This window comes from Rhodanobacter humi (assembly GCF_041107455.1).
In the GTDB taxonomy this organism is placed as follows: domain Bacteria; phylum Pseudomonadota; class Gammaproteobacteria; order Xanthomonadales; family Rhodanobacteraceae; genus Rhodanobacter_A.
Window position 1 is genome coordinate 3,760,525 of sequence record NZ_JBGBPY010000001.1, and the last position, 11,702, is coordinate 3,772,226.

At 68.7% G+C, this 11,702-nt stretch carries 10 protein-coding genes; 9 read left to right on the top strand and 1 reads right to left on the bottom strand.

Translation table 11 applies throughout. The features are described 5' to 3' along the window. The first annotated feature begins 69 nt into the window (after positions 1-69). The 5 genes from AB7878_RS16730 (at position 70) to AB7878_RS16750 (ending at position 5,038) form a co-directional block, all read left to right on the top strand. Positions 70-1,839, top strand: a complete 1,770-nt coding sequence (locus tag AB7878_RS16730) for a cation:proton antiporter (RefSeq protein ID WP_369495440.1) — start codon at positions 70-72, stop codon at positions 1,837-1,839. Positions 1,840-2,030: 191 nt separating this feature from the next. Continuing rightward, entirely contained in the window at positions 2,031-2,789 is a 759-nt protein-coding gene (locus AB7878_RS16735) for an FKBP-type peptidyl-prolyl cis-trans isomerase N-terminal domain-containing protein (protein WP_369495441.1), read from the top strand. 124 nt (positions 2,790-2,913) lie between these two features. Next, positions 2,914-4,257, top strand: coding sequence for a UDP-glucose dehydrogenase family protein (locus AB7878_RS16740; protein WP_369495442.1), 1,344 nt, complete (start codon positions 2,914-2,916; stop codon positions 4,255-4,257). Beyond that, the gene (locus AB7878_RS16745; protein ID WP_077483614.1) at positions 4,257-4,469 is read left to right on the top strand and encodes a SlyX family protein; all 213 of its coding nucleotides are present in this window, start codon (positions 4,257-4,259) and stop codon (positions 4,467-4,469) included. The genes AB7878_RS16740 and AB7878_RS16745 overlap by 1 nt, the downstream gene beginning before the upstream one ends. A gap of 17 nt (positions 4,470-4,486) precedes the next feature. Beyond that, entirely contained in the window at positions 4,487-5,038 is a 552-nt protein-coding gene (locus AB7878_RS16750; RefSeq protein WP_369495443.1) for a DUF2058 domain-containing protein, read from the top strand. A gap of 71 nt (positions 5,039-5,109) precedes the next feature. Here the strand turns inward: AB7878_RS16750 and AB7878_RS16755 are convergent, their stop codons facing one another. Beyond that, a complete protein-coding gene (locus tag AB7878_RS16755; protein WP_369495444.1) occupies positions 5,110-7,173 on the bottom strand; it encodes a 3-hydroxyacyl-CoA dehydrogenase NAD-binding domain-containing protein in 2,064 nt (687 codons plus the stop codon). Between the two features lie 272 nt (positions 7,174-7,445). Between AB7878_RS16755 and AB7878_RS16760 the strand changes: the two genes are divergently transcribed. The 4 genes from AB7878_RS16760 to AB7878_RS16775 all read left to right on the top strand — a co-directional run bounded on the left by AB7878_RS16760 (position 7,446) and on the right by AB7878_RS16775 (position 11,597). Then, positions 7,446-7,934, top strand: coding sequence for a Ycf46 family AAA ATPase (locus AB7878_RS16760; RefSeq protein WP_343124498.1), 489 nt, complete (start codon positions 7,446-7,448; stop codon positions 7,932-7,934). Further along, the gene (locus AB7878_RS16765; protein WP_369495445.1) at positions 7,931-10,144 is read left to right on the top strand and encodes a putative bifunctional diguanylate cyclase/phosphodiesterase; all 2,214 of its coding nucleotides are present in this window, start codon (positions 7,931-7,933) and stop codon (positions 10,142-10,144) included. Before AB7878_RS16760 ends, AB7878_RS16765 begins: the two co-directional genes overlap by 4 nt. Positions 10,145-10,311: 167 nt before the next feature. Beyond that, entirely contained in the window at positions 10,312-10,926 is a 615-nt protein-coding gene (gene rpoE / locus AB7878_RS16770) for an RNA polymerase sigma factor RpoE (protein ID WP_077483619.1), read from the top strand. Further along, positions 10,923-11,597, top strand: coding sequence for a sigma-E factor negative regulatory protein (locus tag AB7878_RS16775; protein ID WP_369495446.1), 675 nt, complete (start codon positions 10,923-10,925; stop codon positions 11,595-11,597). Before rpoE ends, AB7878_RS16775 begins: the two co-directional genes overlap by 4 nt. Positions 11,598-11,702: the final 105 nt, after the last annotated feature.

The following is an 11,702-nucleotide window of genomic DNA, read 5'->3' on the forward strand; positions in this document are numbered from 1 at the left end:
CCCGGCCGCGATCACGGCCAGCGCAAGGCATCGTTTAAGCTTCCTGCCCAGGCGCAACGAGAGGAAGACATGCACGAGATCGGCTTCATCCGCGACCTCGCGATCGTGATGCTCGTGGCCGGCGCCGCCACGATCCTGTTCCAGCGCCTGCGCCAACCGGTACTGCTGGGCTACATCCTGGCCGGCGTGCTGATCGGCCCGCATACGCCGGGCACGCTGGTGGCCGATCCGCGCGCGATCGACGACATCTCCAACCTCGGCGTGGTGCTGCTGATGTTCACGCTGGGGCTGGAGTTCAGCGTGCGCAAGCTGCGTGAAGTCGGCATCGGCGTGCTCGCCGTGGCGGTGCTGGAAGTGGGGCTGATGCTGTGGATCGGCGTGGGCCTGGGCAGCCTGTTCGGCTGGAAGGGCATCGACGCGCTGTTCCTCGGCGCGATCATCGCGCTCTCCTCGACCATGGTCGCCACGCGCACGCTCAAGGAAAGCGGCCAGCAGGGCCGACCGTTCGCGAAGCTGGTGGTGGGCCTGCTGGTGGCCGAGGACGTGCTTACCATCGTGATGCTGACCCTGCTCACCGCGGTGGCGATCGGCGGCACCGTGCATGCGGACGCCGCGTTCGCGCTGATCGGCCATCTCGGCCTGTTCGTGGTGGTGGGCATGATCCTGGGCCTGTTGCTGCTGCCGCGGCTGGTGGATTACGTGGCCGGTTTCGGCCGTGACGAGACCTTGCTGGTGAGCGTGCTCGGCATCTGCTTCGGCGCCAGCCTGCTGGCGGCGTGGATGGGTTTCAGCGTGGCGCTGGGCGCGTTTCTTGCCGGCGCGGTGGTGGCCGAGGCGCGCAGCGTGGGCCGCGTGCTGCACCTGATCGAGCCGTTGCGCGACATGTTCGCGGCGCTGTTCTTCGTGGCGATCGGCCTGAAGATCGACCCGGCGATGCTGTGGCAGTACGCGTTGCCGGCGCTGCTGATCGCCGCGGTGGTGATCGTGGGAAAGACGCTGGCCTGCGGACTCGGCATCCTCGCCGTGGGCCACGATGCACGCACCGCGCTGCGTTCGGGCCTGAGCATGGCGCAGATCGGCGAGTTCTCGTTCGTGATCGCCACGCTGGGCCTGTCGCTGGGTGCGATCAGCGATTTCCTCTATCCGATCGCGGTGGCGGTGTCGGTGTTGTGCATGGCGGTGTCGCCCTACCTGGGGCGCTCGGCTGACCGCCTGGCCGATGGCCTGTCGCGCATCACGCCACGGTCGCTGCACGTGCTGGTCGACAGCTACAGCGGCTGGCTGGAGAACCTCCGGCCGGTCGACGAGAACGCGGTGCTGGCGGCGATGCTGCGCCGCCTGCTGTGGCACATCGCGGTCAACGTGTTGCTGGTGGTCACGCTGTTCGTGATCGGCGCCTACGTGAATGCGCACAGCTGGACCTGGTTCACGCAGTTCGGCATCCATCGCGACCTGCGCCACACGCTGATCTGGGCCTGCGCGCTGTTCCTGTCCTTGCCGATGCTGATCGCCGTCTACCGCAAGGCGGAGGCGCTGGGCATGCTGCTGGCCGAGCTGGGCATCCGCGAACGCTACACCGGCAGCTATACGCAGGCGATCCGCAACGTGCTGGCGCGGATGATTCCGCTGGCCACCTTGTTCGCGCTGGCGCTCCTGGTCGGCGCGCTGGGCTCGGCGATCCTGCCGCCGTTCGGCGTGGCGTTGTCGCTGCTGGTGGCCGGCGTGGTGCTGGCGGTGATCCTGTGGCGCACCCTGGTCAAGTTGCACGCGCGGCTGCAGGCTGCGCTGAAGGAGACGCTGGACAAGCCGGAGCCGCCCGAGCATCACCCCTCCGCCTGAGGTTCGGTGTCCGGCTGCGTCGCGTCGGGCTCGCGCTTTCCGCGGCGCCGGCGGAACCTTTCTGCGGCTTGACTGTCGCAAGCAGACCCGATTGCAAGCCCGGCGCGGGCGCCTCACAATGGGCGACCATGCCTCCGTTGTGGGGGCCCGGCCGGCGGCACCGGCATATCCAAAACACGAGGGAATACCGAATGAAGCATTTTCTGCGCCCCACGCTGACGGCCCTTGCGGTGGCTGCGACGCTGGGCATGTCGGCGGGTGCGTTCGCCGCCCAGACGGCCACCAAGGCTGCCAGCGCCAGCGGCACGGTCGACAAGGCCAAGGCCAGCTACGTGGTTGGCTGGGAGATTGCTTCCCAGGTGCCGCCGATCATGCGCGACGAACTGGACCCGACCGCCGTGGCGAATGCGGTGAAGGCTGCGTTGTCCGGCCAGAAGCCGAGCATGAGCGAGGAAGAGGCCAAGCAGGTGCATGACGCCTTCATGGCCAAGATCAAGGCCAAGTACGAGGCCGAGATGACCAAGCTGGCGGCCAAGAACAAGGCCGAGGGCGACGCCTTCCTCGCCAAGAACAAGACCGCGCCGGGCGTGAAGACCACCGCTTCGGGCCTGCAGTACCAGGTGATCAGCCAGGGTACCGGCGCCCGCCCGGGTCCGAACGACACGGTGAAGATCGACTACACCGGCACGTTCGTCGACGGCCAGGTGTTCGACGCCTCGTCCAAGCACAACCCGCCGGGCGCGGCCGACATCCCGCTGGCCGGCGTGATCCCGGGCTTCCGCGAAGGCCTGCAGCTGATGCAGGTGGGTGGCCATTACAAGCTGTTCATCCCGGCAACCTTGGCCTACGGCGCCGAGCCGCAGCCGCCGATGCCGCCGAACGCCACGCTGATCTTCGACGTGACGCTGGTCAGCACCAAGCCGACGCCGGCGGCTCCCGCCGCCAAGTAAGCGCGGCTTCGGCAGTCAGACACGGGAGGGCGCGAAGCGATTCGCGCCCTCTTGCTTTGTCCCTGCGCGGCAACGACCGCGCGGTTAGAATGCACGATCCGTTCGAAGAGGAATCGGCAGCACGATGAAAGTCACGATCTTCGGCACCGGCTATGTCGGCCTGGTCACCGGTGCCTGCCTCGCCGAGATGGGCAACCACGTGGTCTGCGTCGACATCGACGCGGGCAAGGTCGAGCGCCTGTTGCGCGGCGAGATCCCGATCTACGAGCCGGGCCTGGAACCCATCGTGCGGCGCAACCACGCCGACGGCCAACTCGATTTCACCACCGACGCCGCGGCCGGCATCGCGCACGCCGAGGTGATCTTCATCGCGGTGGGCACGCCGCCCGACGAGGACGGCAGCGCCGACCTGAAATACGTGCTGGGCGTGGCGCGCACCATCGGCGCACATCTCGACCGCTACGCCGTGGTGGTGAACAAGTCCACCGTGCCGGTGGGCACCGCCGACCGCGTGCGCGCGGCGATCGCGACCGAGCTGGCGACGCGCGGCGCCGCGATCGAATTCGACGTGGTCTCCAACCCGGAATTCCTCAAGGAAGGCGATGCGGTGGAGGACTGCCTGCGCCCCGACCGAATCGTCATCGGCAGCTCCAGCGAGCGGGCGGTGGCCGTGCTGCGCAAGCTGTACGCGCCGTTCAACCGCAACCACGAGCGCACCGTGGTGATGGACGAACGCTCGGCCGAGCTGACCAAGTACGCCGCCAACGCGATGCTGGCGACCAAGATCAGCTTCATGAACGAGATCGCCAACATCGCCGAGCGCGTGGGTGCCGACGTGGAACTGGTGCGCCAGGGCATCGGCGCCGATCCGCGCATCGGCTACCACTTCATCTATCCCGGCGCGGGCTACGGCGGCTCCTGCTTCCCCAAGGACGTGCAGGCGCTGGAACGCACCGCGCGCGGCGCGGGCTACGCGGCGCGCCTGCTGGGCGCGGTCGAGGCGGTGAACCACGACCAGAAGACCAAGCTGTTCGAACTGATCTCGCGCCACTTCGACGGCGACCTGAAGGGCAAGACCATTGCGCTGTGGGGGCTGGCCTTCAAGCCGAATACCGACGACATGCGCGAGGCCTCCAGCCGCCGCCTGATGGAGGCGCTGTGGGATGCCGGCGCCCGCGTGCAGGCCTTCGATCCGGAGGCGCGCGAGGAAACCCGGCACATCTACGGCGAGCGCGCCGACCTCGTGCTGTGCGAGCACGCCCGCGATGCATTGCAGGGTGCCGATGCGCTGGCCATCGTCACCGAATGGAAGGCCTTCCGCAGCCCGGACTTCGCGCGCATCCGCGCCCTGCTCAAGACGCCGGTGATCTTCGACGGCCGCAACCTCTACGATCCGGCAGCGGTGGAAGAGGCTGGCCTGGCCTACTACGGCATCGGCCGCGGCCGCAGCTTGCGCGTGGCACGCTGATGGACGCGATCGAGCAGCGCCTCGCCGATCTCGAAGTGCGGCTGACCTTCATCGACGACACCGTGCAGGCGCTGGCCGGCGCCGATGCCGAACAGGCGCTGCGCATCGTCCAGCTGGAACAGCTGGTGCACCATCTGCGCCAGGAACTGCAGAGCGTGCGGCTGGGCGCGACGTCCGATCCGCACAGCGAACCGCCACCGCCTCATTACTAAAACACGACATCCCATCCATGAGTGAATCCCTGCGCGATCAGCTGCTGAAGAGTGGCCTCGTCAAGCAAATCCGCGAGGAAAGGCGCGGCAACGATGGCAAGGGCAAGCCGAACGGCAAGCCGCACGGCCACGGTGGCAAACCGCCGACACCGCGGCGTAGCCAGGAAGACATCGACCTGGCCAAGGCCTACGCGATCCGCGCCCAGACCGAGGCGGGTGAGCGCAAGCGCGCCCAGCAGGAAGCCGAGGAACAGGCGCGCCTGCGCCGCGAGCGCAAGCAGAAGATCCAGCAACTGCTGGACGGCAAGGCCTTGAACAAGGCCGAGACCGAGCTGGTGCGCAACTTCGAGTACGGCGGCAAGATCCGCCGCGTCCATGTCGATGCCGAACAACTCGCGGCGCTCAACGCGGGCGAACTGGGCGTGGTGCAGCAGGCCGGTCGCTACCTGCTGGTCAGCCGCGAGATCGCCGAGCAGGTGCGCGCGGTCGACGAACACCTGCTGGCCTTGTTGGTCGATCCAAATGCAGCAGCTGACGACGACGGCGTGCCCGACGATCTGGTCTGGTAGGTCGCTGCACCGCCTTCTGACGAAAACGCCCGGTCATGAACCGGGCGTTTTCACATGCGATGAGCATGGATTCAGAGTGTGTCGGCACCGACCGCCAGCGTCGGATGATCCCAGCCTTCCTTGGGCGTGAAGCGGGCGCCATGGCGCTGGGCCAGTTGCTCCAGCCTCGCCTTGACCTTGCCCGCTCCCTCGCTGTGCAGATACTGGATCGGGCCGCCGCGGAACGGTGCGAAGCCGGTGCCGAAGATCACGCCGGCGTCGAGCAGGTCGGCATCGTCCACCACGCCGTCGGCGAGGCAGGCCACGGCCTCGTTCACCATGGCCAGGATCATGCGGTCGGTGAGGTCGGGCGCGGGCTCGTAGTCGGGATCGACTTCCGGCTTGATCGGCTTGCCGTCCTGCCACACGTACAGGCCCTGGCCGTCCTTCTTGCCGCGCTTGCCGGCGTCGAGCTTGTCCTCCAGCCCGGGCGGGAGTTCCAGGCCGAGGAAGGGCGCCAGTTCCTTGCCGACCGAGGCGCAAACATCCAGGCCCACGGTGTCGGCCAGCTCGATCGGCCCCATCGGCATGCCGAAAGCCTTCGCCGCCTTGTCCAGCACCGGGCCGGGCACGCCTTCGTTGTAGAGGCGCAGCGCTTCCAGCAGGTAGGGCATCAGGATGCGGTTGACCAGGAAGCCGGGCGTGCCTTTCACCGCCACCGGCAGCTTGCCGATCGCCTTGCAGAACGCCAGTGCGCGCTTCTCGATCGCCGGGTCGAGCGCGTCGTGGCGCACCACTTCCACCAGCGGCATCTGCGCCACCGGATTGAAGAAGTGCAGGCCGAGGAAACGCTGCGGCGCCTTGAGGTACTTGCGCAACTCGTCCAGCGGGATGCTGGAGGTGTTGCTGGCCAGGATTTCCTCGCGCTGGAATTGTGGCTCGATGGCGGCGTACAGCGCCTGCTTGGCCTCGGCGTTCTCGTAGATCGCCTCGATGGCGAGGTCGGCACTGGCCACGCCCTTGCCTTCGACGTCGGCCTTGAGGCGCGTCGTGGCGGCTTCGACTTTCGCCGGGGTCTTCAGCTTCTTCTCGTACAACTGGCGGGCGCGATCCAGCGCGGGCTGGACGTACTTCATCTCGCGATCCTGCAAGGTGACGTCAAAGCCTTTCAGCGCGGCCCACGCGGCGATGTCGCCGCCCATCACGCCGGCGCCCACCACGTGCACGTGCCGGATGCCGTGCTCGGTGGCGGCGCCCTGGTTCTTCAGTCGCTCCTGCAGGAAGAACAGGCGGATCAGGTTGTGTGCGGTGGGCGTGGTCGCCAGCTTTGCCACCGAGCGCGCCTCCAGCTTCAGTCGCTGGCGGATGTCGCCGCCGCCGCGCTGCCACACGTCGATCAGCGCGAACGGGGCAGGGTAGTGCTCCTTGCGTACCTTGGCGGCCGTCTGCTTCATCACCATCGGCGCGAGGATCTGCCGCGCCGGCCAGCAGTTGGTGAGCCAGGCCTTGGCACGCCGTGCGAACGGCTGCGTCTGCGGGCGGCGCAACAAGGCACGCGCCTCGGCCAGCAGTTCGTCGGGCGGCGCCACGCGGTCGACCACGCCCAGCGCCAGCGCACGCTTCGCCGACAGCGGCTTGCCGGTCAGCATCAGCGGCAGCGCCTCGGTGGCGCCGATCAGCCGGGGCAGGCGTGCCGTGCCGCCCCAACCGGGGTGGATGCCCAGCATCACCTCGGGCAGGGCGATCTTCGTCTTGTCGTCGTCCGCGGCGATGCGCTGGCGGCAGGCCAGGATCAACTCGGTGCCGCCGCCCATGCAGGCGCCATGCACCGCCGCCACGGTGGGGCAGGACAGGCGCGCCAGCGCCTCGTACACCTGCTGGCCGTGCTCGATGTTCTCCAGCACGCTGCCCTGTTTCGCGTACTCCACGAATTCCTTGATGTCCGCGCCCACCGCGAAGCCGGCGGGCTTGGCGGAATGCACGATCACCCCGGCCGGCTGCTCGATCGCCAGCCGCTCGACGATCTGGCCCAGCTCGTCCAGCACGGCGCGGTTGATCGCGTTGACGCTGCTGCCGGCGCGGTCGAGGCTGAGCGTGACGATGCCGCGCTCGTCCAGGCTCGTCTTCCAGTGGTTGAAGCGCAATCCTTCGAACATGGGCCGGGGAGGGTGGTGGACGAAGCCCGAACCATACCGTCCCGTCCGGACGAATGCGAGATGCGCGCTGGGGAGGGCTCGCACGGACTTGCGTCGGGTTTCGGAATCTTCCGATCGGTCGAATGTGAAGCGGTTCGCTCCGCGTGGTGGCGGACAGGCCCCAGAATGGGCTGAAACCGTGGAGAATGCGCCATGCATACCGGCCGACGGTGCACCACCCCGCCAGCCGGCGCCGAACGATCCAGGGAGCCACGATGACATCGATGATGGATATGCCATTGCCATCTTCCGGTCACGACGTCTTCGAACGGATCCTTGCCGCGCCTGCCGGTGTGGTGGCGGTGCGCAGCGAGGATGGCGCCGCCCTGCTGGAACACTTCCGCGGCATCGCCCGCCACAGCGGGCAGGCGGTGTACCTGTGGCAGCCGGGGCTGGGCCTGTCCAGCCTGCGCGATGCGCATGCGCGGGTGCCGGACGCGCAGCGCCTCGGCCAAGCCTTGCGCTACATGCAGCAGAGCATGCATTTCGGCGTCTACGTGCTGCAGGAGCTGGAGTTGCCCTTGGCGGCGGCCGACCTCACCCTGCTGCGGCAACTGGCGCGGGCGACCACCGGACATCTGCGCCGCGTGGTGCTGCTCAACGCACCATTGGCCCTGGTCGAGCAACTGGGTGAGCTGATCACCTGCATCGACAGCGAACCCGAGTTGCCGCAGCGCCTGCGCCTGCGCGACGGCCGCTGGCTGAGCGGACAACAGGCATGAGCGAAGGCATCCTCGTCCTCGCCGCGCGACGCGATCTGCGCCGCCGCCTGTTCGACGTGTTCGACCAGTCGGGTTGCCGGCATATCCACAGCGCCCGCGACGCGCAGCACGCGGCGATCCTGCTGGAAGGGCGCCCATCGCTGCAGCTGATGGTGGCGGTGCTCGGCGACGATGCCGCGCAGGCGCGCCAGTGTTGCGAGCAGTTGCGCGCGCTGGATGCCGGGGCCGGTGTACCGTTGCTGGCGATCCTCGACGAAGACGCGCCGTTGCAGGCCGCGCAATTGCCCGACGACATCGCCGGCTGGTTGCATGCAGCCCAGATCGAAGCCGAACTGCTGACGCGCTGGCAGCAACTGCCGCCCGCCGCTGCGCCAGCGGTGCCGGCGCAAGGCCGCGGTGCGGCGGAAAACGCATTGGTCCTGCTGGCGCGCATCTTCGCCACCAGCGGCGGCGGCGCCACTCGCGACGCCAGCGCACGGCTGCTGTTCGACGAGATGGCGCTGGATTACCTGGCGGTGTGGCCGGTGCGCAACGAGGGCAGCGAGTTCCTGGCGCCGCTGCTGCAGCTGTGGAACGGCGCGGAACCGGCCTGGCCGCCGGTCGAGGCGCAGCAATTGCTGCAGCGCGTCCTCGACGGGGAGCCGGTGCTCTACCGCAGCGAGGCGGTGCAGCGGGTGCCCACCGATCCGCTGCTGCCCTTGCTGGAGCTGTCCGGTTTCGTGGGCCTGCCGCTGCTCGACGAGCGCCGCGTGGTGCTGGGCGCGATGCTGGCCGGCACCCGGCGCGGCTTCGGCGACATGGCGATCGTCGAGCCGCTGCTGCGCTGCGCGGCGGCGCGTTTCGCGCAGGGGCTGGAGCTGGGGCTCACCCGCGAGCAGGGGCGTGCCGAGGGCCTGCTCGACGCGCTCACCGGCCTGCCGAACCGCCTGCTGTTCGGCGACCGGCTGGAATCGATCTTGCGCGAGGCGGTGCGCAACGGCGAATGCTTCGCCGTGCTGTTCGTCGACCTCGACCACTTCAAGGCGATCAACGACACCCACGGCCACGCCGCCGGCGACCAGGTGCTGCAGGAAGTCACCCGCCGCCTACGCGGCAGCGTGCGCGCCTCTGACACGGTGGCGCGTTACGCCGGCGACGAGTTCACCGTGGTGTTGCGCCACATCGTGAAGAACGACGACGTGCAGCGGGTCGCCGAGAAGATCCTGCAGGTGGTGGCCGAGCCGCTGGAACTGGAGAACGGCACCCGCCTGCAGGTCGGCGTGTCGATCGGCGTGAGCTTCTTCCCCGACGACGCGGCCGATGCGGAAACCCTGCTCAAGCATGCCGACGAGGCGATGTACGCGGCCAAGCGCCAGGGCCGCAACAACTGCCGCATCTACGAGGTGAGCCCGGAGTACGCGCGCGAGCACGGCCTGGCGCTGCGCTCGCGCCTGCGCCATGCGCTGGGCAACGGCGAACTGCGCCTGGTCTACCAGCCGCAGGTCGGCACCGACAGCGAGGACATCGTGGGGATGGAGGCGCTGCTGCGCTGGGAGCACCCCGAGCTGGGGCCGATCAGCCCCGCGGTGTTCATTCCGCTGGCAGAGGAGACCGGCCTGATCGTGCCGATCGGCGAATGGGTGCTGCGCATGGCCTGCCGCCAGGCCCAGGAGTGGGAGCAGCGCTACGGCCTGCGCCTGCGCCTGGGCGTGAACCTGTCCGCGCTGCAGCTGATGGAGCCGAAGCTGCCGGCCACGGTGTTTCGCGCGCTGCAGGAAACCGGGCTCGATCCCACCCTGCTGGAGCTGGAGATCACCGAGAGCATCAGCATCAAGGCCGCGCCGAACCTGGTGGAGAACCTGCAGGCGCTGCACCGGCTGGGCTGCCGGATCGCGATCGACGACTTCGGCACCGGCGCCGCCTCGCTGGACTACCTGCGCAAGCTGCCGGCCGACCGCATCAAGGTCGACCAGAGCTTCGTGCGCAACATCGGCGTGGACCCGGACGACGAGGCGATCGTGCGCGCCACCATCGAGATGGCGCACCGGCTCGGCCGCAGCGTGGTGGCGGAGGGCGTGGAAACCGAGCAGCACCTGGCGTTCCTGCGTGCCCACGATTGCGACGAGCTGCAGGGCTACCTGTTCTGCCGGCCGTTGCCCGTGGTTTCCTTCGAGCGCCTGCTGGCCGAGCGCCAGCAACTGCTGGGCCAGCCGACCGCCGTGCCGGCTTGAGCCGGGCACCCGTCGTCCCCATGCTCGGTTGACCCGGACAAGTCAACCGATGGCACAGCCGTGCGTCAGGGTGGAATCGCTACACTCATGGGCACGCTGAACTTGCGCGCCCGGCCCCGGTCTGAGCAGCGCTCGTTCTGGCACAAGCTCCGCAGCGGAAGACGGCATTGACGACGGAAACGGCCCGCACGGGCGAAAACGAACTGGATCGGGCACTGGTCGAACGCGTGCAGGGCGGCGACAAGCGCGCCTTCGATCTCCTGGTGCGCAAATACCAGCACAAGGTGATCGGGCTGGTCTCCCGCTATGTGAGGAGCCACGCCGAATGCGAGGACATCGCGCAGGAGTCCTTCATCCGCGCCTGGCGGGCGATCGGCTCGTTCCGCGGCGACAGCGCGTTCTACACTTGGCTCTACAAGATCGCGGTGAACACCGCCAAGAACCACCTGGTGGCGATGGGGCGGCGTCCGCCCACCGATGACATCGACGCCGAGGACGCCGTATTCCTGTCCGGTGCCGAGCGCATGCACGACAGCGCCACCCCCGAACGCGAGCTGATGCGGCAGGAAATTGAACATTCGGTGTTTTCCACTGTCCAAGCGCTGCCTGAGGAACTCAGGGTGGCCATCACGCTGCGCGAGGTGGACGGCCTGAGCTACGAGGAAATCGCCGAGGCGATGGGCTGCCCAATCGGTACGGTGCGTTCGCGCATCTTCCGGGCCCGCGAGGCGATCGACGAGAAGTTGCGGCCGTTGTTGTCGGATCGCGAGGAGCAGACATGAACCAGCCAGACCAGCATGCGCGTGAACACCTTTCTGCCGGCATCGACGGCGAACTGTCGCACGAGGAACTGCGCTTCCTGCTGCGCCGGCTCGACCACGACGGCGAGCTGCGGCGCACCTGGGTAAGCTATCACGTCGCCCGCGACGGCCTGCGCAAGCAGCTGCCGCCGCTGGCGGAGGCGGGCTTCGTGTCGCGGGTGATGCTGGCGATCGAGCAGGAATCGGTCGTGGTCGCCGTGCCGCGCCACCATCGCTGGCTGCGCTGGTCGGCCGGTGGCGCAATCGCCGCGGGCGTCGCCGCCGCAGCGCTGATGATCGCCCAGCCCACCGGCGATGCCGAACGGCACGCGACCCCGCTGACCGCGCAGGCTGCGCCACCGGGCATGCCGGTGAAGAGCGCGCCAACCGCCGCACCGCAGCCGGAGGTGGCGGTGGTGCCGCCGTGGCTGAGCGGCAAGGCACCCGGCCTGCTCAGCCAGCGCGCCTCGGCCACGCTGGCTGCACCGGTCGATGCCGGCCTCTCGCCGTCGTACGGCGGTCGCGGCATGTCGCCGTTCCGCGCGCAGCGTTATCGCACGCTGGACAACCATGACGGCAGCTACCTGATCCTGCTCGACCCGGCCCAGCAGCAAGTGCCGGACGCTCCGCGCCAAGGCGCCAGCGCCCAGTAAAGCGAGGCCGCGTGCACGCACCGCGGTCCGCCTCTCCATCCCGTTCCGCTCACCCGCGACCCGACCAGGGCCGTCGGTGGCGCGTGTCCGTTCCGAAGCCCGAAC

Bases quoted from the DNA above. Each gene is read 5' to 3' on its own strand.
- AB7878_RS16730 (WP_369495440.1), top strand. From the start codon at position 70: ATGCACGAGATCGGCTTCATCCGCGACCTCGCGATCGTGATGCTCGTG.
- AB7878_RS16735 (WP_369495441.1), top strand. From the start codon at position 2,031: ATGAAGCATTTTCTGCGCCCCACGCTGACGGCCCTTGCGGTGGCTGCG.
- AB7878_RS16740 (WP_369495442.1), top strand. From the start codon at position 2,914: ATGAAAGTCACGATCTTCGGCACCGGCTATGTCGGCCTGGTCACCGGT.
- AB7878_RS16745 (WP_077483614.1), top strand. From the start codon at position 4,257: ATGGACGCGATCGAGCAGCGCCTCGCCGATCTCGAAGTGCGGCTGACC.
- AB7878_RS16750 (WP_369495443.1), top strand. From the start codon at position 4,487: ATGAGTGAATCCCTGCGCGATCAGCTGCTGAAGAGTGGCCTCGTCAAG.
- AB7878_RS16755 (WP_369495444.1), bottom strand. From the start codon at position 7,173: ATGTTCGAAGGATTGCGCTTCAACCACTGGAAGACGAGCCTGGACGAG.
- AB7878_RS16760 (WP_343124498.1), top strand. From the start codon at position 7,446: ATGCCATTGCCATCTTCCGGTCACGACGTCTTCGAACGGATCCTTGCC.
- AB7878_RS16765 (WP_369495445.1), top strand. From the start codon at position 7,931: ATGAGCGAAGGCATCCTCGTCCTCGCCGCGCGACGCGATCTGCGCCGC.
- AB7878_RS16775 (WP_369495446.1), top strand. From the start codon at position 10,923: ATGAACCAGCCAGACCAGCATGCGCGTGAACACCTTTCTGCCGGCATC.